At 39.5% G+C, this 25,407-nt stretch carries 21 protein-coding genes; 16 read left to right on the top strand and 5 right to left on the bottom strand.

What is annotated here, in order from left to right; genetic code table 11:
• The first annotated feature begins 11 nt into the window (after window positions 1-11).
• The 9 genes from nqrF to cyoE all read left to right on the top strand — a co-directional run bounded on the left by nqrF (window position 12) and on the right by cyoE (window position 9,323).
• Complete coding sequence (gene nqrF / locus I6E70_RS09555; RefSeq protein ID WP_007584893.1) at window positions 12-1,241, top strand: NADH:ubiquinone reductase (Na(+)-transporting) subunit F; 1,230 nt, start codon at window positions 12-14, stop codon at window positions 1,239-1,241.
• 109 nt (window positions 1,242-1,350) lie between these two features.
• Entirely contained in the window at window positions 1,351-2,382 is a 1,032-nt protein-coding gene (locus tag I6E70_RS09560) for an FAD:protein FMN transferase (RefSeq protein ID WP_197188591.1), read from the top strand.
• A 101-nt stretch (window positions 2,383-2,483) separates the two neighbouring features.
• Window positions 2,484-2,696 carry a (Na+)-NQR maturation NqrM gene (nqrM, locus tag I6E70_RS09565; protein ID WP_007376137.1) on the top strand — a complete coding sequence of 71 codons (213 nt, stop codon included), beginning with the start codon at window positions 2,484-2,486 and terminating at the stop codon, window positions 2,694-2,696.
• A gap of 1,064 nt (window positions 2,697-3,760) precedes the next feature.
• A complete protein-coding gene (locus I6E70_RS09570) occupies window positions 3,761-4,180 on the top strand; it encodes a hypothetical protein (protein WP_007581161.1) in 420 nt (139 codons plus the stop codon).
• Between the two features lie 319 nt (window positions 4,181-4,499).
• Entirely contained in the window at window positions 4,500-5,459 is a 960-nt protein-coding gene (gene cyoA, locus I6E70_RS09575; RefSeq protein WP_197188592.1) for a ubiquinol oxidase subunit II, read from the top strand.
• A 2-nt stretch (window positions 5,460-5,461) separates the two neighbouring features.
• Window positions 5,462-7,450, top strand: coding sequence for a cytochrome o ubiquinol oxidase subunit I (gene cyoB, locus I6E70_RS09580; RefSeq protein ID WP_007581166.1), 1,989 nt, complete (start codon window positions 5,462-5,464; stop codon window positions 7,448-7,450).
• Window positions 7,447-8,073, top strand: coding sequence for a cytochrome o ubiquinol oxidase subunit III (cyoC, locus tag I6E70_RS09585; protein WP_007581168.1), 627 nt, complete (start codon window positions 7,447-7,449; stop codon window positions 8,071-8,073). The genes cyoB and cyoC overlap by 4 nt, the downstream gene beginning before the upstream one ends.
• On the top strand, window positions 8,073-8,429 hold the full coding sequence (cyoD, locus tag I6E70_RS09590) for a cytochrome o ubiquinol oxidase subunit IV (protein ID WP_024589276.1): 357 nt from the start codon (window positions 8,073-8,075) through the stop codon (window positions 8,427-8,429). Before cyoC ends, cyoD begins: the two co-directional genes overlap by 1 nt.
• A gap of 9 nt (window positions 8,430-8,438) precedes the next feature.
• Window positions 8,439-9,323, top strand: coding sequence for a heme o synthase (gene cyoE, locus I6E70_RS09595; protein WP_197188593.1), 885 nt, complete (start codon window positions 8,439-8,441; stop codon window positions 9,321-9,323).
• A 100-nt stretch (window positions 9,324-9,423) separates the two neighbouring features.
• Here the strand turns inward: cyoE and I6E70_RS09600 are convergent, their stop codons facing one another.
• The 5 genes from I6E70_RS09600 to ettA form a co-directional block, all read right to left on the bottom strand.
• Complete coding sequence (locus tag I6E70_RS09600; RefSeq protein WP_010555183.1) at window positions 9,424-10,089, bottom strand: hypothetical protein; 666 nt, start codon at window positions 10,087-10,089, stop codon at window positions 9,424-9,426.
• 82 nt (window positions 10,090-10,171) lie between these two features.
• Window positions 10,172-10,669, bottom strand: a complete 498-nt coding sequence (locus tag I6E70_RS09605) for a TlpA family protein disulfide reductase (protein ID WP_197188594.1) — start codon at window positions 10,667-10,669, stop codon at window positions 10,172-10,174.
• Window positions 10,670-10,731: 62 nt separating this feature from the next.
• Window positions 10,732-11,640, bottom strand: coding sequence for a histone deacetylase family protein (locus tag I6E70_RS09610; RefSeq protein ID WP_197188595.1), 909 nt, complete (start codon window positions 11,638-11,640; stop codon window positions 10,732-10,734).
• A 53-nt stretch (window positions 11,641-11,693) separates the two neighbouring features.
• Window positions 11,694-12,062, bottom strand: a complete 369-nt coding sequence (locus I6E70_RS09615) for a PilZ domain-containing protein (protein ID WP_007581201.1) — start codon at window positions 12,060-12,062, stop codon at window positions 11,694-11,696.
• Between the two features lie 156 nt (window positions 12,063-12,218).
• Window positions 12,219-13,892 (bottom strand): energy-dependent translational throttle protein EttA, encoded by a 1,674-nt coding sequence (gene ettA, locus I6E70_RS09620; RefSeq protein WP_007581203.1) that lies wholly within the window; start codon window positions 13,890-13,892, stop codon window positions 12,219-12,221.
• A 174-nt stretch (window positions 13,893-14,066) separates the two neighbouring features.
• Between ettA and I6E70_RS09625 the strand changes: the two genes are divergently transcribed.
• The 7 genes from I6E70_RS09625 to I6E70_RS09655 all read left to right on the top strand — a co-directional run bounded on the left by I6E70_RS09625 (window position 14,067) and on the right by I6E70_RS09655 (window position 25,176).
• Complete coding sequence (locus I6E70_RS09625; protein WP_197188596.1) at window positions 14,067-15,368, top strand: M24 family metallopeptidase; 1,302 nt, start codon at window positions 14,067-14,069, stop codon at window positions 15,366-15,368.
• Between the two features lie 189 nt (window positions 15,369-15,557).
• On the top strand, window positions 15,558-16,505 hold the full coding sequence (locus tag I6E70_RS09630) for a homoserine O-succinyltransferase (protein ID WP_007376156.1): 948 nt from the start codon (window positions 15,558-15,560) through the stop codon (window positions 16,503-16,505).
• A complete protein-coding gene (locus I6E70_RS09635; RefSeq protein ID WP_197188597.1) occupies window positions 16,495-17,568 on the top strand; it encodes a homocysteine S-methyltransferase family protein in 1,074 nt (357 codons plus the stop codon). Before I6E70_RS09630 ends, I6E70_RS09635 begins: the two co-directional genes overlap by 11 nt.
• A gap of 9 nt (window positions 17,569-17,577) precedes the next feature.
• Window positions 17,578-20,208 carry a methionine synthase gene (metH, locus tag I6E70_RS09640; protein ID WP_197188598.1) on the top strand — a complete coding sequence of 877 codons (2,631 nt, stop codon included), beginning with the start codon at window positions 17,578-17,580 and terminating at the stop codon, window positions 20,206-20,208.
• A gap of 143 nt (window positions 20,209-20,351) precedes the next feature.
• A complete protein-coding gene (locus I6E70_RS09645; RefSeq protein ID WP_101163018.1) occupies window positions 20,352-21,110 on the top strand; it encodes a HEPN domain-containing protein in 759 nt (252 codons plus the stop codon).
• Between the two features lie 2 nt (window positions 21,111-21,112).
• Window positions 21,113-21,868 carry a hypothetical protein gene (locus I6E70_RS09650; RefSeq protein WP_197188599.1) on the top strand — a complete coding sequence of 252 codons (756 nt, stop codon included), beginning with the start codon at window positions 21,113-21,115 and terminating at the stop codon, window positions 21,866-21,868.
• 209 nt (window positions 21,869-22,077) lie between these two features.
• Window positions 22,078-25,176 carry an Ig-like domain-containing protein gene (locus tag I6E70_RS09655; RefSeq protein ID WP_197188600.1) on the top strand — a complete coding sequence of 1,033 codons (3,099 nt, stop codon included), beginning with the start codon at window positions 22,078-22,080 and terminating at the stop codon, window positions 25,174-25,176.
• Window positions 25,177-25,407 lie beyond the last annotated feature (231 nt).

Here is a 25,407-nt window from a genome sequence, read left to right on the forward strand (position 1 = left end):
GAGGATAAATCATGGATTATCAGATTTTCTTAGGCGTTGGTGTTTTTATCGCTATCGTTGTACTACTAGTTTTAGTGATCATTGGTGCTAAATCTCAGTTAGTTGCAAGTGGTGACATCATCATCGGTATTAATGGCGATAAAGACAAAGCCATTACTACATCAGCAGGTAATAAGCTTTTAAGTGCATTATCTGAGTCAGGTATATTTGTATCATCTGCTTGTGGTGGCGGTGGCTCTTGTGGTCAATGTCGTGTACACATTAAAGAAGGTGGTGGTGATATTCTGCCAACTGAGCTTGATCACATTTCTAAAGGTGAAGCCCGTGAAGGCTGTCGTTTAGCGTGTCAGGTAAATGTTAAAAACGACATGGAAATTGAACTTGAAGAGTCAATTTTCGGTGTTAAGAAGTGGGACTGTGAAGTTATCTCTAACGATAACAAAGCAACGTTCATTAAAGAACTTAAACTGCAAATCCCTGGTGATGAGTCAGTGCCTTTCCGTGCGGGTGGTTACATCCAAATCGAAGCGCCACCTCATCATGTTAAATATGCAGATTTCGATGTTCCTGAAGAATATCGTGGCGATTGGAACCATTTTGGTTTCTTCGATCTGGAGTCAAAAGTAGACGAAGAAACAATTCGTGCATACTCAATGGCTAACTACCCAGAAGAAGAAGGCATCATTATGCTTAACGTGCGTATTGCTGCTCCGCCTCCAAGAAACCTAAGCTTGCCATGTGGTAAAATGTCTTCGTACATTTGGTCACTTACAAAAGGCGACAAGGTAACTATTTCAGGTCCATTTGGTGAGTTCTTTGCTAAAGACACAGATGCAGAAATGATCTTTGTTGGCGGTGGTGCTGGTATGGCGCCAATGCGTTCACATATCTTTGACCAACTTAAACGTTTGAACTCTAAACGTAAGATGAGCTTTTGGTATGGTGCACGTTCTGAACGTGAAATGTTCTACGTAGAAGATTTTGACGGCCTAGCCGCTGAAAATCCTAATTTCGTATGGCATACAGCACTTTCAGATCCACAACCTGAAGATAACTGGGAAGGCTATACTGGCTTTATCCACAACGTGTTATTTGAGAACTATCTTAAAGATCACGAAGCGCCGGAAGATTGTGAGTACTACATGTGTGGTCCTCCAATGATGAACGCGGCAGTTATTACTATGCTTAAAGATTTAGGTGTTGAAGACGAAAATATCTTACTAGATGACTTCGGTGGCTAACACTAATACCAAAACAGTTTAGTTTTGGTTAAAATACCAGCCTCGTAGCACTTGTGTTACGAGGCTTTTTTTATTCTTTAATTTTATCAATCTATTAAGTAGAGCTGTTATGAATCGAGTAAGTACTTCACAAGGCATAATGGCCTTTTTACTAATCACACTGACCTTATTACTGTCTGGGTGTGGTGAAAAACCAGAGTCGAGGGAAACCTTTTTAGAAGGTAAGACTATGGGCACCACTTATCATATTAAATATTACGATGAGCAGGGCCAGCTATCAGCTTCACAATTACAGCTGCAAATAGACGCTGTTTTAAAAGATGTGAATCAGTCTATGTCTACTTACATAGAAGACTCTGAAATAAATACATTTAACAGATTACCAGCAAATCAAGTTATGCCAATTAGCGAAGATTTTAGGGCTGTTATCAGCGAGTCTATTCGCTTAGGCGAATCAACTAAAACACTCGATGTAACTATGGGGCCTTTAATTGATTTATGGGGCTTTGGTCCTGATAAAAAACCAACCAATCGCCCAAGTGATGAAGAGCTTGCAACTATGGTCGAAAAAATAGGTATTGATAAACTTATTTTAGATGAGCAAGGACTGTCTAAAACAGTTAATGGGTTAGAGCTTTCGTTTTCGGCAACGGCTAAAGGCTATGGTATTGATAAAGTAGCGCAGTTATTAGAAAGCCATAGTATTACCAATTACATGGTTGAGATTGGTGGAGAGCTGCGTATAGCAGGTGAAAAGCCAAATAATCAGGATTGGAAAATTGCGATTGAGCAACCAGATGCTCAACCTGGAGAGCGAAAGGTACACCGTGTTTTATCGCCAGGTACAAACGGTATTGCTACGTCAGGTGATTACCGTATTTTTTATAAAATGGATGGCGAGATCTATACTCATTTAATTGATCCCGTGACCGGCATGCCTATTAAGCACGACTTAGTGTCGGTAACTGTGCTTCATCCAAGCGTTATGACGGCAGATGGTTTAGCGACTGCACTTACTGTGATGGGTATGGAAAAAGCGCAAGCATACGCTCAGCAGCACGATTTACCGGTATACTTAATAGGTAAATCAAATAAGGGTTTAGTTACTTATTCAAGCCCTGCATTTAAACCTTATTTGTAGTATGGTGCTGGCTTGTTTATTTTCGCGTTATTTGGGTATATAATAGCAGTCGCTCAAAAATGTTTGAGTTTAATTAATTGCTGATCAATAGGGGCTAAGCAATGTCACTTTTTCTTCTTACTTTTGGCTTACTAATTTTGATAGTTTCGGCTATGGCCGTTGGTATGATCGTGCAAAAAAAATCTATGGCAAGCAGCTGTGGTGGTTTAGGTTCGGTTGGTATTGATAAAGCCTGTGATTGCGATGATCCATGTGATAAACGCAAAAACCGTTTAGCAAAAGAGCAAGCCTGGAAAGAAAACCAAATTATTTAAGCCCGCCTTAAATATTAAAAAGCGCTTTATAGCGCTTTTTTTGTGTCTGTAAAACTGCTTAACTCGATAGCTTCTAAAGTAATCCAATCTTAATGTATTAGACAAACGTCTATAGTTTAGTTTTTTTCACCTATTAGGTTTATTTTTCTCGTTTGTCAAATTGGAGCTAACACTCTAAAGTTTAACCATAGACACAGAGCAAGGCTCTCGTCATAAGCTTGAGGCAAGTTAGCCTCGCTTAAAAGAATCTTTATATTGTGTGTGAAGATGTTGTCAGTGTGAAAGGCAACTCAAGTTCGGTGGATTCACTTCCATAAAGAACGAGTTTGAGTTGTTTTTATTTCCTTTCAATGCCACGTAATGTAAGCCATGAATCTTTATATTGTGTGTGAAGATGTTGTCAGTGTGAAAGGCGGCTCAATTTCGGTGGTGACTGAATTTGAGCTGTTTTTATTTCCTTGCAATTGCCACGCAGTGTAAACAAAAAATCTTTATATTGTGTGTGAAGATGTTGTCAGTGTGAAAGGCAACTCAAATTCGGTGGTGACTGTATTTGAGTTGTTTTTATTTCCCTACAATGCCACGTAATGTAAACCAAAAATCTTTATATTGTGTGTGAAGATGTTGTCAGTGTGAAAGGCGGCTCAATTTCGGTGGTGACTGAATTTGAGCTGTTTTTATTTGTGCCACACAATTATTATTCCTTCCAAAAAACCTATATTTTTATTAAATATTCTGCTTTAAATCATTTTTAATTCAAGCCAACTCAATGTTTTTTATATTGTTATTTTTTATTAACAAAATAGCTTCGAAAGCTTAACCCAAATTAATTGATTTTTAGTTGAACAGAAAATTCTCTTTGTTATACTCACGTTCGAACTTTCAGTAAGTTTTGAAAGTTTGATTGATACGGATCAATTTTCGCTAGGTAAATATGTGCTAGCTGGATTTGATTGTATTTAGCACCTGGTTTTAGGGCTTACAACAGCAATGTTTTTTAAATTTTTCCATTGCAAACTGTATTCCTCTAATTTTGTTATAGTCATTTTAGTAGGTTAATGTTTTTGAACACACTTTCTTTGCATCATACAAATACGGATCTTGCCTCTGGCGAGCCGCAGACGTGTGAGCGCTTGAATAAAGCAGGCAAGGGCGTGTGTGTAGCTATAACTTTATTAGTGTTTAATACTGTAATGTTGCTAAGTGGTGCACTAGAGGATGCCTTCAAGCTTGAAGCGCTATTAAGTGATGGGTTTATTGTAGAGCCGCTGTTACTTACTATTGTGCAATTTTTAGCTCATCCGATCATATCAAGTCAGTTACTTATTGGCCTTTGCTGGCTATTGTTCCATATTTTTCCAGCGCGTCGTGCTGGAATTATCCTCCGTAAAGCAGCCTTTGCTTTTAGCGAGGCTAAAGTTCTTCAGCCAGTGCAAGTTGCACACGGTTGTCGTGCTCCACCTAGCTTTACAGGTTGTCTGTAAGGCTGCATTTTGTTGCTGGTTTTAATTATTTGTTCTTGCTGTAAATAATTAAGGTTAGCTAAAACAAAGTAGCTCAGTGTTTTTTAAACACATTTCAGCCAACCACCACTCACCCAAGTTAACTTTTATTACGTTATATAAATGCGTTTAGAAAGCTGGGTTTGTTGCTAGGTCATTATTGGCATGAGCTTTAGGTTTTGAATAGCCCCCTTATTTTTTATAATTTAATTCCAGTTAACTTGGGTTTTACCGAAAAATCGTTGCTTTGTTTTTTATTTAAAGCAGCAAATTAGAACTTTTAGGTTTGTAGGATACTCCCTTGTTAATTCGTAACCTTTGTAATATTGCTTTAGCTAGTACAGTGCTGGCGTTGTCAGGCTGTAAAGGCGGGATACTCGATCCAAAAGGGCAGATAGGCATAGATGAGAAAAATTTAATCATCATCGCAACCGTGCTTATGTTGCTTGTAGTCGTTCCCGTTATTGTGATGACTTTGTATTTCGCATGGAAATATAGAGACACGCAAACTCATGAAATTTACGCTCCAAAATGGGCTCATTCAAATAAAATTGAAGCCGCAGTTTGGGCTGTCCCTATTGTTATTGTGATTATTTTAGGTGTTATTACCTGGGTGTCTACCCAAGAGCTAGACCCTTACAAACCAATTGAAGGTAAAGGTAAGCATCTTACTGTTGAAGTGGTTTCATTAAACTGGAAGTGGCTATTTATTTATCCTGAGCAAGGTATTGCTACGGTTAATGAATTAGTGTTTCCGGCTAATGTACCTGTTGAATACAAAATCACTTCAGAGAGCACAATGAACTCGTTTTTCATTCCGCAATTGGGTAGTCAAATATACTCAATGGCCGGTATGGAAACCAAGCTTCACTTAATTGCTAATGAGCCAGGTACATTTAAAGGCTTTTCGGCAAATTACAGTGGTGCAGGCTTTACTGGTATGAAGTTTAATGCCATTGCTACACCTACTCAAGCTGGTTTTGATAAGTGGGTGAGTGATGTAAAAGCGAATTCAAGCGCTAGTAATCTTACTCATGCAAATTATGTTGAACTTGCAAAAGCAAGCGAAAATAACCCAGTTGCTTATTACGGTAAAGTTGATGACGGCTTATTTCATACCATCGTTATGAAATACATGCAGGCACATGGCGATATGAACAAAAAGCAACATGCAATGGGCGAACATGGGCAAATGAGTAAGAAGCATCAAACAATGGATGAACACTCAATGCCATCATCTCACAGCCAGGGCGAGGAATAATAATGTCGTTATTAGGTAAACTAACAATAGACGCAATTCCGTTTCATGAGCCAATTCTTGTGTTCACGATGTCGGTTATTGCGATAGCTGGGCTTATTATTGCCGGGCTTATTACAAAGTATAAAAAATGGGGCGTGCTTTGGCGCGACTGGATCACGTCTGTTGATCATAAACGCTTAGGCGTAATGTATATTCTTTTAGCACTAATAATGCTGTTCCGTGGTTTTTCTGATGCCATTATGATGCGTGCTCAGTTAGCGCTTGCTACCAGTGGTGCGCCCGGTTATTTACCACCTGAACACTACGACCAAATATTTACTGCCCACGGCGTAATTATGATCATATTTATGGCTATGCCATTTATGATTGGTTTAATGAACATTGTTTTACCACTGCAAATTGGTGCTCGCGATGTTGCATTCCCATTTTTAAATAACTTAAGCTTTTGGTTTACAGCCAGCGGTGCCATTTTAATTAATATGTCGCTAGTGTTTGGTGAGTTTGCTAAAACAGGTTGGGTGGCCTATCCACCGCTTTCGGAGTTGACCTTTAGCCCTGGAGTGGGGGTAGATTATTATATTTGGGCCTTGCAAATATCCGGGCTCGGTACACTTCTAACAGCAGTAAACTTTTTAGCAACCGTGTTTAAAATGCGTGCACCAGGTATGACCCTAATGAAAATGCCAATTTTCACATGGACATGTACGTGGGCAAACATTTTAATTGCAGCATCATTCCCAATTTTAACTGCTGTACTTGCAATGCTAACGCTTGACCGTTATCTCGATTTCCACTTTTTTACCAATGAATTGGGCGGTAACGCCATGATGTACATCAACCTGTTTTGGGCATGGGGTCATCCTGAGGTATACATATTAGTATTACCAGCGTTTGGTATTTTCTCTGAAATTATTTCTACCTTTGCCGGTAAACGTTTATTTGGTTACAAATCGATGGTTTACGCCAGCGGTGCAATCTCAATTTTAGGCTTTATTGTTTGGTTACATCACTTCTTTACGATGGGGTCGAGTGCTAACGTTAACGCGTTCTTTGGGGTAATGACCATGGTTATTGCTGTACCAACTGGGGTTAAGTTGTTTAACTGGTTATTTACCATTTACCGAGGTCGCTTACGTATTAGCGTACCGGTACTTTGGACACTTGGCTTTATGGTTACCTTTACCGTAGGCGGTATGACCGGTGTATTACTTGCTATTCCTGGTGCCGATTACGTACTGCATAACAGCTTATTCTTAATTGCACATTTTCATAACACCATTATTGGTGGTGCTGTATTTGGCTACCTTGCTGGTTTTGTATTTTGGTTCCCTAAAGCAATGGGCTTTAAACTTAACGAAAAATGGGGCAAAGCATCATTCTGGTGTTGGATTATCGGTTTCTTCGTTGCATTTATGCCGTTGTACGTACTTGGTTTCTTAGGTATGACACGTCGTTTAAACCACACTAACAACCCAGATTGGAACATTTGGTTATACATTGCCGCAGGCGGTGCTGTAATTATTATGTTTGGTATTGTTAGCCAAGTAATTCAATTATATGTGAGCTTTAGAGACCGTGAAGCGCTTGACGATACAACAGGCGATCCGTGGAACGGCCACACACTTGAGTGGGCTACAAGTTCACCTCCGCAAATTTATAACTTTGCAACAATTCCACACATCGATGATATTGATGCATGGACCGACATGAAAGAAAAAGGCCAAGCATACCAAGATAAAGCAAACTATAGCCCTATTCATATGCCTAAAAACACATCAGCTGGCGTGTTAATGGCAGCAAGCTTAACAGTATTCTGTTTTGCAATGATTTGGCATATTTGGTGGTTAGCTGTTGTTGGGCTAGTAGGCGCAATTGCCATCTTTATCAAACGTTGTTACACCAGCGATGTTGATTACTATATTCAACCTGATGAAATTGCACGCACTGAAGCTGCGTATAATTCAAGTGGCATTAAGGAGCTAAAAGCGTGAGTACACTTTCTGCAAATTTAGAATCAGTATCGCACGATGATCACGCCCACGCGCATGATCATCACGATACATCGGGTGACACCATATTCGGTTTTTGGTTATACCTAATGACCGATTGCCTATTGTTTGCCTCGTTTTTTGCCACTTACGCTGTGTTATTTATGAACACAGCGGGTGGTGTATCGGGTAAAGATATTTTTGAACTCGACTTTGTAGCAGTAGAAACTGCTGCACTACTTATTAGTAGTATTACCTTTGGCTTTGCCATGATTGCCGCTCAAGGGCAAAAAAAGGCACTAACACTGACGTGGTTATTTGTTACGTTTTGTTTAGGTGCTGTGTTTATTGGTATGGAAGTATACGAATTTCATCACCTAATTGTGCACGGTAATGGCCCACAACAAAGTGCCTTTTTAACATCGTTTTTCTCATTAGTTGGCTTACATGGATTACATGTAACGGCTGGACTAATTTGGATGACCATAATGATGATTGAAGTTGCTAAACGTGGTCTAGGCAAAGCAACCGTAACGCGTTTAAGCTGCTTAAGCCTATTTTGGCACTTCTTAGACATTGTTTGGATTTGTGTATTTACCGTTGTTTATTTGATGGGAGCAATGTAATGAGCCACAGCGAAACGCATGCGTTAAAACAAGCGCAAAGTGATCATCATGATGAATCTCATGGAAGTGTTAAAACTTACTTAATTGGCTTTGTGCTGTCGGTAATTTTAACTGCTATACCGTTTTATATGGTTATGGAAGGTGACTTCTCAAAAGCAACAACGCTTTGGAGCATTGTTACTTTTGCAATCGTACAAATTTGGGTGCATTTAAAGTACTTTTTACACCTTAATTTTACCACCGAAAATGGCCGTGCAAGTACTTTTTCATTCCTATTCAGTGCTCTGATCATCGTAATGGTTGTTGGGTTATCTGTTTGGATCATTTATGAATCTAACGCAATGATGATGTACTAGGAGTTGAAGATGTTTCGTCGTTATTTATCAGTGACAAAGCCGGGTATTATTATGGGCAATTTGATCAGCGTAGCGGGCGGGTTTTTACTTGCCTCGCGCGGTGATATAGATCCATGGTTAATGATTGCCACATTAATTGGCTTGTCGCTAGTGGTTGCATCGGGCTGTGCTATCAACAATGTTATAGATAGAGACATAGATGTAGCCATGGCACGAACTCGTACGCGGGTAACAGTAACAGGCGAAATGTCGGCCTTTGCTGCACTTAGCCACGGTGTTTTATTGGGCGTTATTGGCTTTGGTTTACTTATCGCCTATACCACTCAAGCCGCGGTATTTTTTGCAGCCTTTGGCTACGTAATTTATGTGGGGGTTTATAGCCTCTACATGAAACGCAACTCAGTATATGGCACTTTTGTAGGCAGCCTTTCTGGCGCTGTACCGCCAGTAGTAGGTTACTGCGCCGTAACAGGGCAGTTCGATATGGGCGCATTAATACTGCTAGTTATGTTTAGCTTGTGGCAAATGCCGCACTCTTACGCCATCGCTATTTTTCGCTTTAAAGATTACAAAGCTGCAGGTATTCCAGTATTACCTGTGGCGCAAGGTATCGACAAAGCAAAACGCCACATTGTGCTTTATATTGCTGTATACGCATTAGTGGTGATGTTACTGCCAATTACTGGCTACACAGGTGCTGCTTTTATGGCTGTTGCTTGTATTACCAGCTTTTGGTGGTTGCTAATGGCGCTGCGCGGGTATCGTCGTAATATTGATATGAGTAGCTGGGCACGTAAAGTGTTCGCATTTTCAATTATTAATATTACAGCGTTAAGCATTGCTATGGCTGTTGATTATCATAGTGTTGCTCCACAGCTATTAACGCTGACCTAATTTAAAATTTTTAACTATTCCAAAGTTAATCCAAAGGCTCGAAAGAGCCTTTTTTTATGCTCGAATATTAAAATAATTGAACATTCGTATACTCGCTCTTTTACTTTTTAAAATCATCAGCATTGTAATAAAGTGGTTTAAGCGTGCCGCAATTAATAAATTTATAGGTAAGCTCATTTTCAGCTGGGACACGTTTTGAGGTACGAAGTTTTTGCATACACGCATTAACTAAATCTACAAAAATAAGATGGTTATAGCTCGGTGCTTTTTGAATTTTATGAATATAAATACGCTCAGTACCGCTTAGTGTAATCATGTCGTAGTCTTGCCATTGCGATGATTCACTTAAATCTTTTAGTTCTCTGGCATACAGCTGCTTACTCAAGACCAACTCTTTTTTTGAATAAATTAAACTGCCACCTTGTTGATAATCACCCTCGTAAATATCGGCAATAATTGTAATTTCTTCACCACGCATTAAATGCTGAATATTAAACGCTTGTGGCTTTACGGTGATTAACTCGGCATTTCTAACAAAGCCTAAAAATGGAACATCGGGGTTTCCTATTTTATAAACAACTTGCACATCATTGGGTAAATTATAGGTGGGTAAATTCATTGCAATAATAGACGAGCCTTGATTAACCAAAGCCATAGGGTGCTCAGCATTGTAAGCGGGGTCTACTGGTGGAAGTTCTGCTTTTTCTTCTTCAGCTGCGGCAAAGCCACTTAAAGTGATTAGTAATAAAGTAAGTAGTAAGCGCATTATAATCTCAATTAATTTATGAGCTTAAATTGTAGTATAAAGTTTATATTACTTATATTTTTAAACTAAATTTAGACCTATATTATTGTTCAGATATGGAGTGCAACAATGTTCGTGCCTTTAAATGTAGGTTTGCGTCCTCTGGATTTGACGTATTAGTCAGCCAAATTACATTGCCTTCTTTATTTACAAACAATGTAGTAGGTGTGCCTCGTATACCTAATTGCTGTGCTATTGCATCGGCTTTTACAGCTGTTTTAAAAGTATAACCTCTTTCGCTAAGTGCTTTAGCGGGAGTAGCATCGTCATCTTCTTTAAAGCTCACGGCAATAACTTGTAAGCCCATATCATCAATTTTTTGAAGTGCTGGCTGCAGCTTTTTACAGTACGGACACCACGTTGCCCAAAAGTGTAAAACGTAAGGTTGACCTAATAAATCTTGAGTATTGAGCGACGACCCATCAGCCATTTGTAAATTTAATGTAGGTAGCTTAGGGTATGTTTCTTGCGTGCTTTCTTCTTGCGAATAGCTTGTAAAGCTTATAAAAATTAGTGCGATGGCAATAAATAGTTGTTTCATAATATGTTCGTTCTTATTTTACATATTAAATAAGAACGAGAATTTAACATTTTTATTTCAAACTAAAAGCGAGCGGCTTGCTCAACAACAATAGCATGGCGTTTAGCGAGGCGAAGGTGGTCTTTATCGTAGCCACCACCTATTACTGTAGCAACGGGTGTATTGTGTTCAAGGCAGCGTTTTAGCACTAAATGGTCGCGCTTAACTATGCCATCCCAGCTGATATCTAATTTACCCAAGCCATCGCCTTGCCAAATATCAACGCCAGCATCGTAAAGTACCAAGCTTGGGTTTAGCTCTTTAAGTAAATAACTCAAGGTGTCGTCAACTACGGCAAGGTATTCGTCGTCTTTCATATTATCGGCTAAGCCAATATCTAAATCGCTAGCGGACTTTCTAAAGGGGAAGTTTTTTTCACAATGGATAGAACAAGTATAAGCGTATGCTTGATGCTCTAACATTGCGGCTGTGCCATCACCTTGGTGCACGTCTAAATCAAAAATAAGTACGTTAGTTACTTCACCCGATTCAATTAAAGTTTGCGTGGTAAAGGCTAAATCGTTAACCATGCAGTAGCCCGAGCCAAAATCGGTATGCGCATGGTGTGTACCACCGGCTAAGTGACACGCTATACCATGTTTAAGTGCTAAACGGGCTGTTTGTAACGTACCTTGAGGAGCAGTAAAGGTACGTGCCATCAGCTCTTTTGACCAAGGTAGGCCAATGCGACGCATTGCTTTTTCATCTAAGCGGTTATTCCACAAATCGTGTATGTAATTTTCGCAGTGTATTAGCTCAAGTGGCTCTGGCGTGCCTAATGTTGGCTCAACCAGGTTATCGCCAATCAAACCAAGCTTTGCTACATGCTGATATAAATGTGCAAACTTACTCATTGCAAAACGATGCTTTGGATCGAAATTAAACGAGTAGTTAGGGTGATACACCAAAGGTAAATGTGGATTTAAAGTCATGTTTTCACAAGTTAAAAAGTTTGCACTATGGTAATCAACTAATCCAAATGAGTCTATTCTTGCGTGTCGTGAATCAACATAGCGAGTTCGCGATGTAATAGTTCGTCATCAGCTAAGTTTAGCTCTATTAAACGCTTTAAATAAGTAATGCTGTCTATATCAATATGGTGGCATTTTAAACCAATATGATCTGCTTCTATATGGCACACCACAACCTCCATTTTTATTTCTATTTCGCTTTGAGGCAGCGAAAAACGCAGAACAGCTTGGCTATTTTGGTTGCCAATAAAAGCATCACATTTAGTGATTAATGCGCCATGTAAAGATACATCAAGTAACTTACATGGGTATTGGTGATCATTAAAAATTACTTGTGCATCGGTTGAAAATAAAACACGAGAAAACTGACGACGATTTTGCATAACCTAATTTAGCCTTACTGTTTTTATAATAAATTAAGCATAGCGGGTAATTCTCTACATGCTAGCAGGATATGCTCCTGTAATGCTGGTGGCATAAAAAAGCCCCGCATAAATGCAGGGCTTAGTATTACTGTAATAAATTAGCTACAGTAAATATTAACCAATTTTTTTGTACTTAATGCGTTTAGGTTCAGTTGCTGCTGCACCTAGTGTCTTTTTAAGCCACTCTTCGTATTCAGTATAGTTACCATCAAAGAAGTTAATTTGACCTTCGTCGCGGTAATCTAAAATGTGCGTAGCAATACGGTCAAGGAACCAACGGTCATGCGAGATACACATTACACAACCAGGGAACTCTAAAATAGCGTTCTCTAGCGCACGTAGTGTTTCAACGTCCAAGTCATTGGTTGGCTCATCGAGTAGTAACACATTGCCGCCAGCTTTTAATAACTTAGCAAGGTGTAAACGGTTACGCTCACCACCTGATAGGTCTTTAACAAACTTTTGCTGATCGTTACCTTTAAAGTTAAAGCGACTTACATACGCACGGCTTTGGAACTCAAAGTTACCAATTTTTAGTACGTCTTGGCCGTCTGATATTTCTTGGAAAACAGTTTTGCTTTCGTCCATACCGTCGCGGAACTGATCAACAGTAGCAAGGTGTACGCTTTCGCCAACGGTAATGCTACCGCTGTCTTGCTTTTGCTCACCACTGATCATTTTAAACAGCGTTGATTTACCCGCGCCATTAGCACCAATAATGCCCACAATGGCACCTTTTGGCATGCTAAAGCTTAAATCGTCAATTAAAACGCGATCGCCAAAACTCTTACGAAGGTTAGTTACTTCAAGCACTTGGTCGCCTAAACGCGGGCCAGGTGGAATAAACATCTCGTTAGTTTCGTTACGTTTTTGGTAATCAGACTGCTGCATTTCAGTAAACTGAGCCATACGTGCTTTTGACTTAGCTTGACGACCTTTAGGATTTGAACGAACCCATTCAAGTTCTTGCGCAATTGATTTTTGACGTGCTTTTTCAGATTTTTGTTCTTGCTGTAAGCGCGCATCTTTTTGTTCAAGCCAAGAAGAGTAGTTACCTTCCCATGGAATACCTTCACCACGGTCAAGCTCCAATATCCAACCCGCTACATTATCAAGGAAGTAACGGTCATGCGTTACCGCCACAACAGTGCCTTCGTAATCGTGTAAAAAGCGCTCTAACCATGCAACCGACTCAGCATCCAAGTGGTTAGTTGGTTCATCGAGAATAAGCATGTCTGGTTTTTCAAGCAATAATCGACATATAGCAACACGACGACGCTCACCACCTGAAAGGTGCTCAATTTTAGCATCCCATTCTGGTAGGCGAAGTGCATCAGCAGCACGTTCTAAAACGTTGTCTATGTTGTGACCATCGTGCGCTTGAATAACAGCTTCAAGCTCGCCTTGCTCTTTTGCAAGTGCGTCAAAGTCAGCGTCTTCCATGGCGTATTCGTTATACACTTCGTCAAGACGTTTAAGTGCGTGTTTAACTTCGCCAACAGCTTCTTCAACAATTTCACGAACTGTTTTGCTTTCGTCTAAAACAGGCTCTTGCGGTAAATAACCAATTTTTGTACCAGGCTGAGGATGTGCATCACCTTCAAAATCTTGGTCAACACCGGCCATAATACGTAGTAACGTAGATTTACCAGAACCGTTTAAACCAAGCACACCAATTTTAGCGCCAGGAAAAAAGTGTAACGAAATATCTTTTAAGATAGTGCGCTTAGGTGGCACAACCTTAGATACTCGACTCATCGAGAATATAAATTTATCAGGTAAAACCATGGAGGAAAGCCTTCAAATAATAATAAAAATTCAATGTTGTATTGTAGTGGCTGACAGGTGAAACAGTCAACGAATGGCGAGGAGGAATATATCTTAATCGTTTTTATCTTGTTAAATGTATAGTTTTATTTGAGTGTGCTAACGTATTTAAACCACAGCAAAATAAGAAAAAATATGACTATACAAAAATTTGCAACAACCATGGCTTTACTCACTCTATTTGCAAGTAATTCTGAGGTAAAAGCAGAAAGTTCGCCTTGGCCTGAAATAAGAAAACAAAGAATCAGTCAACTACTTCCACAAGCATTAAAAGCTGCAGATGTAGATGCTTGGCTGATAGTATGTAGAGAAAATAATAATGACCCATTAGCTGATCATATTGGCTGTGAAAACGCAGGGTCGCCAGCAGCTTATTTATTTTATTTTGACAGAGATAAGTTTCATTCTGTTGCTTACTCACCTTCAAGTGAAGCAAAAGCGTTAGATGAACTCGATATACATGAAAAAGTTATATCTGTTCCCCGTAGCGTGTCAGCATTAAAATACGCTGCTGATTTTATAAAAAAACAATTATTCCGTAACATTGCAATTAATGTATCTGACCTTAACGCGCAGGCTGATGGGTTGTCGCATTCGCAGTATAAACAGTTAGCCAGTTTATTAGGGCCTGAACAAACAGCTAAGCTAATATCCTCTGAAGAACTGGTTTATCAATGGCTTTCAATTAAATTACCGGCTGAAGTTGAAATAATGAAAGAAGCGGCAGCGCTCTCTGCAAAGTGGCAGCTAGAGGCATATGAAACTATTATTCCGGGCAAAACTACCGATGCAGACGTAGCCAAGTTTTTAAAAGCTAAAATGAAAGCGCGAGGCGTGACCGATGCATGGGCTGCAGAGCAAAACCCCAATGTAAACTCAGGCCCTGACCGAGGGCATTCACACTCTACAAATAAAGTGATTATGCCTGGTGATGTGATACAAATTGATTTTGGTGTAAAGCTTTACAACCGCTGGGTAAGTGACATTCAGCGTTTTGCTTATGTGCTTAAAGAAGGAGAAACCTCAGCACCGGCCAATATTCAGCAATATTGGATTAACGCAAGAGACAGCGGTTTTGCCGCATTTAATGCAATGAAGCCCGGCGCAAAAGGCATCGACGTGGATCAAGCTCAAACCGTATTAATGAATAAATACAACTCAGAGCCTGTGCCATGGAGCACCGGCCATCCAGTAGGGTATGTTGCACACGACACCGGCCCTAACTTGGGTGGCTCTCGTAGTGCGCAAGTAAGGCCTGCGTCACAACGTGAACTTAAAGAAGGGATGGTGTTTGCCTTTGATGGTTTTTTTAGTTGGCCTTTGAATAACACCGAGTTTAAAACCATTTCGGTTGAAGAAATGGCTGTAATAACAGCCAGCGGGGCTGAGTACTTGATACCACCTCAACAAAACTTAATTTTAGTGGGTAAAAATTAACAGGTAGTGCTAGGTGTATTTATGTTCAGTACGATAAGTTAAGTGTTTATAGGTAGGCTTAACTTATCATTCATCAAACAGTTTATTCACAGTGAATAAATTTCATTTAGACATCTATACATCTAGAGGTTGATATTTTTTACTTTCAGTTCATAATTAAGCTTCGGTTTTTATGAGCAGGAGTAAAGTATGCCAATTACAGTAAAAGACGAGTTGCCGGCAATTGCACGTTTACGTCAAGAAAACGTATTTGTAATGCCAAAAACACGTGCAAAAACGCAAGAGATACGCCCAATGCGTTTGGCTATTTTAAACTTAATGCCTAATAAAGTAGAAACCGAAGTTCAGTTTATTCGCTTGCTTGCCAACTCGCCTTTGCAAGTAAACGTAGAACTACTGCGCCTCGACACTCACCGCAGTAGCAGTAATTCAGAAGAGCACCTTGATACCTTTTATCGTTATTTTTCTGAGGTTAAAGACAACAATTACGATGCGTTAATTGTAACCGGTGCGCCACTTGCCCATTTAGAATACGACGATGTAGCGTATTGGGATGAGCTAAAGGTTATTATTGATTGGGCTGAGCAACATGTTACCTCTACGTTATTTTCGTGCTGGGCAGCACATGCAGCGCTATATCACCGTTACAATTTAAAGCGCGATTTAAAAGACGACAAACTGTGTGGCGTATTTACCCACCAATGTTACTTTGATCACGGCGCACTGACTCGCGGATTCGACGACACCTTTTTGGTACCGCACTCACGCTACGGCCACATTGATATAAATAAAATAAACGCCTGTGATGAGCTAGTTGTACTGGCAGGTTCTGAGCGAGTAGGGGCTTACTTACTTAAAAATAAATCGGGTAGCCAAGTGTTTATAACCGGCCACCCAGAGTACGACGCCGACTCGCTAAAAGCAGAATACGAGCGCGATTGTAAAAAAAGCCCTAATGCACCAAAGCCCGAAAATTACTTTCCGGATGACGATGCAACTAAACAACCTTCAAAAACGTGGCAAAGCCATGCTTTTTTACTTTTTTCGAACTGGTTAAATTACTACGTGTACCAAACCACACCGTATGATATTAATTTAGTTAGCCAAGACGTGAGGACTAACAACTATGCCGAATAACGCTCCTACAAATAATAAGCAAGCCGAAATAAGCGCCGCATTAAAAGAACGCATTTTAATTTTAGATGGCGCTATGGGCACCATGATCCAAGATCATAAGCTAGAAGAAGAAGACTATCGCGGAGAGCGTTTTAAAGACTGGCATGTATTAATTAAAGGCAATAACGATTTATTAAGCCTAACCAAGCCCGATTTAATCACTGATATTCATCGTGGTTTTTTATCAGCGGGCGCCGATATTATCGAAACCAATACGTTTAACTCGACCACTATTTCGATGGAAGATTACGACATGGCAAACCTAAGTCGTGAAATAAATCTAGAGTCGGCTAAATTAGCACGCGCCATTTGTGATGAATTTACGGCTAAAACGCCAGAAAAACCGCGCTATGTAGCCGGTGTTTTAGGGCCGACAGCTAAAACGTGTTCAATTTCGCCAGACGTAAACGATCCGGGTTACCGAAATGTCACCTTTGATAAGCTGGTTGCTGCGTATATTGAATCAACACTTGCATTAATGGAGGGCGGCGCCGATTTAATACTAATCGAAACTATATTCGACACCCTTAACGCAAAAGCGGCCTCGTTTGGCGTAGAAGAAGCCTTTGAGCAAGCAGGGCGCACATTACCAGTTATGATCTCGGGGACTATTACCGACGCCTCTGGTCGTACGCTTTCGGGACAAACAACTGAAGCATTTTATAATTCTATTCGCCATATTAAGCCTATATCAATCGGCCTAAACTGTGCGCTTGGTCCTGATTTACTGCGCCAGTATGTAGAAGAGTTGTCGCGCGTGTGCGAAACGTTTACATCGGTACACCCTAATGCGGGCTTACCAAATGAGTTTGGTGAATACGACTTAGAAGCGGACGATATGGCAACCGAAATTATCGATTGGGGTAAATCGGGCTTTATTAATATAGTAGGCGGATGCTGTGGCACCACGCCTGCGCATATTCGCGCTTTTGCAAAAGGTTTAGAGGGCGTTAAACCACGCCAACTACCAGAGCTTGAAGTACGCATGCGTTTATCAGGCCTTGAAGCCTGTAACTTAAATTAAGGAGCCAGCATGACCCAACAAATAGCAGTATTTACTAATGTCGGCGAACGTACCAATGTAACGGGTTCTGCCATGTTTAAACGTTTAATCATGGAAGAAGACTTTGAAGCCGCACTAACAGTGGCCCGCGAACAAGTAGAAAATGGCGCACAGGTTATTGATATAAACATGGACGAAGCCATGTTGGACTCAAAAGCCGCCATGGTTAAGTTTTTAAACTTAATAGCCTCAGAGCCTGATATTTCTCGCGTACCAATTATGGTCGACTCCTCAAAATGGGAAGTAATAGAAGCAGGCTTAAAGTGTATTCAAGGCAAGGCAATTGTTAACTCAATATCGTTAAAAGAGGGTGAAGAGCCGTTTATTCGCCAAGCTAAAATAATAAAACGCTTTGGTGCAGCCGCTGTTGTAATGGCGTTTGATACCGACGGGCAAGCCGACACGGCAGACCGTAAGTTCGCAATATGTGCGCGCAGTTATAAAATATTGGTAGAAGACATTGGCTTTGCGCCAGAAGATATTATATTCGATCCTAATATATTTGCCGTAGCCACCGGTATTGAAGAGCACGACAACTACGCCGTAGAATTTATTGAAGGCACTCGCCGTATTAAACAAAATTTGCCGCACTGTAAAGTGTCGGGCGGTGTATCAAATGTATCGTTTTCGTTTAGGGGTAATAACCCCGTACGTGAAGCCATTCACTCGGTGTTTTTATATCACGCTATTCAAGCTGGTATGGACATGGGTATTGTAAATGCGGGGCAACTAGCCGTTTACGATGATATACCAGAAGAACTACGCAAAGCCGTTACAGACGTAATACTTAACACCGACTCAGGCGCAGGCGAGCGTTTAGTAGAGCTTGCACCTAAGTATTCAGGTATGGCGCAAGCCGAGCGAGTAGAAGATTTAGAGTGGCGCACATGGCCTGTTGCAAAACGCCTTGAGCACGCGCTTGTTAAAGGTATTACAACCTTTATAGATGAAGATACCGAAGAATGCCGCGCCGCAGCAGCTAAACCTATTCACGTAATTGAAGGGCCGTTAATGGACGGCATGAACGTAGTAGGCGACTTATTTGGTGCAGGTAAAATGTTTTTACCACAAGTTGTTAAATCGGCGCGCGTAATGAAGCGAGCCGTAGCCTACCTAGACCCATACATTGAGCTTGAAAAAGAAGAAGGCTCAACTAACGGTAAAATAGTAATGGCGACCGTAAAAGGCGACGTACACGACATAGGTAAAAATATTGTAGGCGTGGTACTACAATGTAATAACTACGAAGTTATTGATTTAGGCGTAATGGTACCTGCTGATAAAATACTGCAAACCGCAATCGACGAAAAAGCTGATATTATTGGGTTGTCGGGCTTAATTACCCCATCGCTTGACGAAATGGTACACGTAGCAAAAGAAATGAAACGCCGTGGTTTTGAACTTCCGCTACTAATTGGTGGTGCTACTACTTCTAAAGCGCACACCGCAGTAAAAATTGAGCCGCAATATGACAAAGGCGTAGTGTATGTAAGTAATGCCAGCCGTGCGGTAGGTGTAGTATCTAATTTATTATCAAAAGAGCATAAGCCTAGTTTTTTAGAAAAAACCCAAGCTGAATATGTAAAAGTACGCGAGCAACAAGCGCGTAAAAAACCTCGCTCTAAGCCTGTTACTATTCAGCGTGCCCGCGATAACGCAGCAAAGCTTGATTGGGATAACTACACGCCACCAGTGCCTAAAAAGCTCGGCGTGATCGAGTTTAAAAACGTATCAATTGCTACTTTGCGTAAATACATAGATTGGACGCCATACTTTATGACGTGGTCAATCGCTGGTAAATACCCGCGCATAATGACCGACGAAGTAGTAGGCGAGCAAGCGCAAAGCTTATTTAAAGACGCTAACGACATGTTAGACGACCTTGAAAAAGCAGGTAGTTTGCAACCACTTGGCGTAATAGGTTTATTCCCTGCTAACCGCGTTGGGGACGACATAGAAATATACACCGACGAAACACGCAAAGAGCTATTAACGACCTCATGCCATTTACGTCAGCAAACCGAAAAAACCGACTTTGCTAATTACTGCCTAGCCGACTACATAGCACCCAAAGGTACACCAGACTATTTTGGCGCGTTTGCAGTAACGGGCGGTTTAGAAGAAGACGACTTAGCAAATGCGTTTGACGCACAGCAAGACGACTACAATAAAATAATGATTAAAGCGGTTGCCGACAGGCTTGCCGAAGCGTTTGCAGAATACTTACACGAAAAAGTACGTAAAGAGTATTGGGGTTTTGCACCAGACGAAAACCTAGCAAACGATGAGCTAATACGCGAAAATTACCAAGGTATCCGCCCTGCGCCAGGTTACCCAGCGTGCCCAGAGCACACCGAGAAAAAGAAAATTTGGCAGTTGCTCGATACCGAAAAACGCATTGGCATGCAGCTAACTAGCTCGTACGCCATGTGGCCAGGTGCTGCTGTTTCAGGTTGGTACTTTTCACACCCAGAAGCTAAATACTACGCAGTAGCAGCAGTGCAAAAAGACCAAGTTGAAGACTACGCTAAACGAACAAATATGACGCTTGAAGAAGCTGAAAGATGGTTATCACCTAACTTGGGGTATGATCCGGAGTAAAAGCGCAGCGGTCAACTATCAGTTAAAACAAAAAACGAGCCTAATTTGGCTCGTTTTTTATTTTTTATTAAGAAAACTTATTTTTAAAGTATTAAAAATAGTTAATATATTCATTATTTAAACATAAATTATAAGGAAATATTTTGAGCTCTATAAAAGAAGTTTTATTTGGTGAACAAGAGAAACAGGCTGAAAAATGGGTTCGCGAAAGGCTTACTGATCAAAATTTAACAGTTGAATCTGAGGAGTGGCAAAGTTTACTCAATGACTACTCAGCTTATCAAGATTATTTAAATGATGAATATGAATGGATTTCAGAGATAAAATGGTTAAAAGAAAATGGCTCAGTTGATATCTATCAAAATTTTGTGACTGAGTTAACCAATATCAAAAAACTTGCTGAAAATTCACTTTCTGAACCTATACCTCTTAATGAAAATTTAATAATTAAGATGTGTTATTCATACTCAGTAACACTTCTAGAAGCTTTCTTAGGGGACTCAATAAAAGCTTTAATATCTGAAAATAAAGTTTATCTCAATAATGCGATAGAGCGTTTGGAACAAATAAGAAATACGAAATATTCATTGTTTGATTTATCTAAATCAGGAATGGATTTAAGTGGGTTGGCAATTAAGTGCGTTAGTGAAGTATTATTTCACAAAATTGATAAAACCATGGAAATGTATGAAAAAGTACTTGGTTGTAAAATAAATATAGACACTTCTAAAGTGAAATTAATCATCGACATAAGACATGATATTGTTCATAGAAATGGGTATACCAAAGAAAACGAGGTAATTGATATTCTTCCTCATGATTTATATCAGGCTATTACTGATATAAAACATCTGGTTAATAAGTTGCAGAAAATAATAGCGAATCAAAAACTAAAGGACTAAAAATGAAGTATCTAAATTTCATCTTACTTTGCTTATCTCTACTTTTCACATCTAGCACATTTGCTCTTGAGCAAAAATATCACGAGTTCGTTTTACCTGTTATTGCTGCTTTTAAAACGCATGATAAGCCTGCGATTGCAGCACTTATTCGCTACCCGCTAAAACGACGATACCCCATACCTGACATTAAAAGTGAAGCTGAGCTTATTAACCGCTTTGATGAAGTGTTTAATGATGAGTTAGTAGCAGTTATTGCCAGTTCAAACATTGATACTGATTGGGATAAAGTAGGTTGGCGCGGCATTATGCTAAATAACGGCGTTATGTGGGTCGATACTGACGGTAAAATTATTGCTGTAAATACCCAAAATACTAAAGAGCAGGCACTTGCTAAAAGCTTAATCGAACAAGGTAAGCAATCCTTGCACGCAAGTATTAATACTTTTGAAAAACCAGTACTCGATTGGAAAACGGCTAACTATCATGTTCGCGTTGATGATTTAGGCGAGCATAATTTTCGGTATGCAGTGTGGGGTATTAATAAAAAACCAAGCGACAAGCCTGATATGGTTTTGCTAAATGGCGATATTACATTTGAGGGTAGCGGTGGGAATCATCACTATACGTTTAAAAATGGTCGCTATAGTTATGTGCTACAAGTAACCATTATTGGCTGCGATACATCACCACCAGGTTGGCTTGAAGTTTATAAAGACGATGAGCGATTGTTGTCTGAAGATGTTATAAGCACTCATTAATCGCTTTTTATTAGTAAGCATGCGGCTAAAATTTCTATAAAAGTAGCTTTAGCTGCAAGTTAAATGTTATTACTTTATTCTTCTATCCCTTTGTAAAACTTTGTTAATCGCCTCTTTATTTCCGGTTTTTACTCTATATAATGCCGTGTTAATGGAACGTTGCAGTTGTAGTGACGTGATTAAATAAAGAAATACAAAGGATTATGGAATTGATTAAACTATCTTGCCTTACGTTGCTCATGATGAGCGCGTATTCAGTGAATGCCAATACTCACGCTCAGCCTATAAAAAACACTCAAGAAAATACTTACGGTGATGCTGTTTTAATTAACGATCAAAAAATAAATTTTGATAAAGCTCATTTTGAAAGTTTATCTAAAAAACCTCTATTCGCGCCAATTATAAAAAATAATAGCTTTACTCAAGCTGCCTCAGACGAGGAAAGCATAGAGCTTAGCAGCGTATTTCGTGAATTTTCGTTAGGCAACTCAACAGGTCGAAAAGGCTTGTACGTGGCACCTTTGTCGGGTGTGGGTAGTAAGCACATTATATCCGCCCAAGAGAGCAATTTTAATATTATAGAATATGTGAAAGGTGCGTATGAAGTAACTGCTCGCTACGACTTTGATGACTATATTGAAGATACCACGCTAATTAAAGATACAGTGGCAGATACATACTACTTATATGTTTTAGAAAATAACGCAGTACATAAAGTTAATTTAGTCACTCAAGAGATAGAACTAAGTAAAGAGTTTTATTACCCAAGAGCAGCAGATAAGTTTGATATAAATAATGATGGGCAAGATGAGCTTTTTGTTTATCAAAGCAGTAAGCTTTTTGTTCTTAACTCGCTCGATTTATCTGAAATTGCGGTACTTGAAAACGTACCACAAAACTTTGTGACAGGCTCATTTACTGAGGCTAATGCAAAAGAAGTTTTATTTAGTGATGGTGCGGTATATAGATTCGAAAATTCAGAATTTGTACTGCACAAACAACTTAGTGTAAGTATTAATGGCGAGCATTTAATTGCTGTTGATATTAATAACGACGGCTTAGATGAAGTGATTAATGGGCAAAGTTGGTACAGCATAGAAATGCTAAGCCCAAGCACTGAAAGCATTTTATGGACAGCCCAAAGCGACTTAGATATTGATAAAGTAATAGTTGCAGACATCGATAATGATGGTACCGACGATTTAGTTTACGGCGATGGTCAGTGGGGAAGTTTATACGCGCTTTCACTCACAACAGGCGTTGAGTTTTGGAGTATTAATAATCCAGAGCATGGTGTATCGGGTATTGTTGTAGATGACCTTAACGGTGATGGTAAGCAAAATATTGCTTGGGGCTCAGGTTATTCTTCGTCAGGTGAAGATGGTTTTTATATTCACAACACGGATGACAAAACTCAACAGTGGGCTAAAGGCATTAAGTACTACTCAAATAAAGCGTTAGCACTTGCTGATATTAATAACAACGGAAGCTTAGATATACTTTATTCCGAGCGTGACAGTAACGCTTTGCATATAGTAGATACACAAACTAATGAAAAAATATTTACAAATATAAGCGTTAATAACGATTGGGATAATAATAATTTAGTTACTACTGCTCAGCTGTTTGATGATGGTAAGAATTATATTATTGCTGGCAGCTCTGCTATATACGATGCGAATGTACAGGTGTTTTCACCTGAAACGGGTGAAGAGCTATTTCAAACATATCTTGGCGACGGAGACTACATTAGTACCTTAACAACGTTAGATATTAATAATGATGGCAAGCTAGAAATAATAGTAGGTAATGGTGCTGAGCATACAGGAAGTGAAGGTACCTTTTTTAAAGTATTAAATGGGCAAACTGGAGAGTTATTAAAGACATCGCCTCGTTTAGGATTTTATTGGGGCGGTATGAGTTCAATAGTAACTGGAAGCTTTCTTAATAACGAAAATATAGATGTGGTTAGTCTCGTTAGTGATTACCTTATTAGTTATGACTACTCTGAAAACACTATATCTAAAGTTGCTTTGGAGCAAAGCTTTAACGGTTTGGTTAACACTGTTATTAATGGAGAAGAAACTTTAGTTGCATCTACCTATAACGGCTCACTTTATAAAGTGGCTTTAAATGGGCAGACAACATTAATTAGTGAAGTGTGCCAAAACTCTTTAAATAACATTGTGTCTGTAAGAGCTGGGTTTGTGCAGTATTCGTGTTCAGATCAGTTTGGTGAATATAACCTAGATAGCAATGTTGTTTCATACACTGTTGAGCGTAATAATAATGACAGTTGGTTAGCAACTTCTACGTATAATAATGTTGATTATACCTTGTTGGCAGGTCAGTCATTGGAGGTGTTTTCTAATCAAGTTGCTGAGCCTTTAGCTAAACCTGAAGCTGTAAGCTACTCTGATCATGTTTTAAAAAGCATACAAATAGATTTACCTGTATCAGATGATATTGATTATGTAGTTTTAAATAAGAGACCAACTCTGGGTAGGGTCGAGTTTACCGACAGACAGGCGGGTCTACTAACTTATATACCTTCGGGGACTGTAGGCATTGACGAGCTTAGTTACTACACAGTAAAAGATCGTTCACGTTCAGCGTTATCAAGCTTAACGTTAGAGCTCACAAATACAGCACCAACAGCAAATAATATGACACTGCAAACTCATTGGAGTACACCGCTTAACTTTAATCTAGAAGGTATGGATGAAGACGCTGAGCAATTAGTATTTCAAATTAAAAATTCGCCTGCTCATGGGCAAATTCAGTTAATGGATTCTGCTTTAGGTAGCGTGACCTTTTCACCAAGTGGTGACTCGGTTGAGCCAGTATCAGTTAGCTTTACAGTGAAAGATTCTTTAGTTGAATCTGAGCTTCATAATGTTGTTATTGAACTTACAAATACAGCCCCACAAGCTCAAAATGTAACATATAACACCTCTTATAAGAGTGAAGTGAATGGTCGCTTTTCAGCATTAGATAGCGACAACGATACACTTGAATTTGAAGTGGTAACCGAGCCAAACTCAGGAACTTTAACATTTGAGCCTGATACTGGATTGTTTAAACTAACTCCTACGAGCGAATCCGATCATGTAGTAACGTTTAGCTATGTAGCTAAAGATAAATTTGATAGTTCAGCAGTTCAAACTGTGACTATAAACGTTGAAGGTAAGCAAGCTGCTGCGCTAGCGACTCCTTCATCTGATTCAGGCTCTAGCTCAGGTGGCAGTATTTATTACTTACTTACGCTGCTATCAGTGGTTTTATTTGGTAGACGCCGTTTTAATTAGTAGTTAAAAGCTTATTTACACTATCTAAAACCGCCAAATGGCGGTTTTTTATTTATTAATAATCTTTTTAAACTCAACGATTTATTGCTCACTTTTGTCATAGGTGTTCGTATAACCCTACACTTTGCTAATAACGGTGTGGTTACTTAATACGATTTTTGCTTAAATATATTGTAAGTTTTAACTTGGATGTTTTTAGGCTTTTATTTAGGGCTGTTTATCTTTCGAGGT

This window comes from Pseudoalteromonas sp. NGC95, from assembly GCF_015864705.1.
Taxonomy (GTDB): Bacteria; Pseudomonadota; Gammaproteobacteria; order Enterobacterales; family Alteromonadaceae; genus Pseudoalteromonas; species Pseudoalteromonas arctica.

Excerpts from the sequence above, each read along its gene's own strand:
- nqrF (WP_007584893.1), top strand. The coding sequence starts at position 12 with ATGGATTATCAGATTTTCTTAGGCGTTGGTGTTTTTATCGCTATCGTT.
- I6E70_RS09560 (WP_197188591.1), top strand. The coding sequence starts at position 1,351 with ATGAATCGAGTAAGTACTTCACAAGGCATAATGGCCTTTTTACTAATC.
- nqrM (WP_007376137.1), top strand. The coding sequence starts at position 2,484 with ATGTCACTTTTTCTTCTTACTTTTGGCTTACTAATTTTGATAGTTTCG.
- cyoB (WP_007581166.1), top strand. The coding sequence starts at position 5,462 with ATGTCGTTATTAGGTAAACTAACAATAGACGCAATTCCGTTTCATGAG.
- cyoD (WP_024589276.1), top strand. The coding sequence starts at position 8,073 with ATGAGCCACAGCGAAACGCATGCGTTAAAACAAGCGCAAAGTGATCAT.
- cyoE (WP_197188593.1), top strand. The coding sequence starts at position 8,439 with ATGTTTCGTCGTTATTTATCAGTGACAAAGCCGGGTATTATTATGGGC.
- I6E70_RS09600 (WP_010555183.1), bottom strand. The coding sequence starts at position 10,089 with ATGCGCTTACTACTTACTTTATTACTAATCACTTTAAGTGGCTTTGCC.
- I6E70_RS09605 (WP_197188594.1), bottom strand. The coding sequence starts at position 10,669 with ATGAAACAACTATTTATTGCCATCGCACTAATTTTTATAAGCTTTACA.
- I6E70_RS09610 (WP_197188595.1), bottom strand. The coding sequence starts at position 11,640 with ATGACTTTAAATCCACATTTACCTTTGGTGTATCACCCTAACTACTCG.
- I6E70_RS09615 (WP_007581201.1), bottom strand. The coding sequence starts at position 12,062 with ATGCAAAATCGTCGTCAGTTTTCTCGTGTTTTATTTTCAACCGATGCA.
- ettA (WP_007581203.1), bottom strand. The coding sequence starts at position 13,892 with ATGGTTTTACCTGATAAATTTATATTCTCGATGAGTCGAGTATCTAAG.
- I6E70_RS09625 (WP_197188596.1), top strand. The coding sequence starts at position 14,067 with ATGACTATACAAAAATTTGCAACAACCATGGCTTTACTCACTCTATTT.
- I6E70_RS09630 (WP_007376156.1), top strand. The coding sequence starts at position 15,558 with ATGCCAATTACAGTAAAAGACGAGTTGCCGGCAATTGCACGTTTACGT.
- I6E70_RS09635 (WP_197188597.1), top strand. The coding sequence starts at position 16,495 with ATGCCGAATAACGCTCCTACAAATAATAAGCAAGCCGAAATAAGCGCC.
- metH (WP_197188598.1), top strand. The coding sequence starts at position 17,578 with ATGACCCAACAAATAGCAGTATTTACTAATGTCGGCGAACGTACCAAT.
- I6E70_RS09650 (WP_197188599.1), top strand. The coding sequence starts at position 21,113 with ATGAAGTATCTAAATTTCATCTTACTTTGCTTATCTCTACTTTTCACA.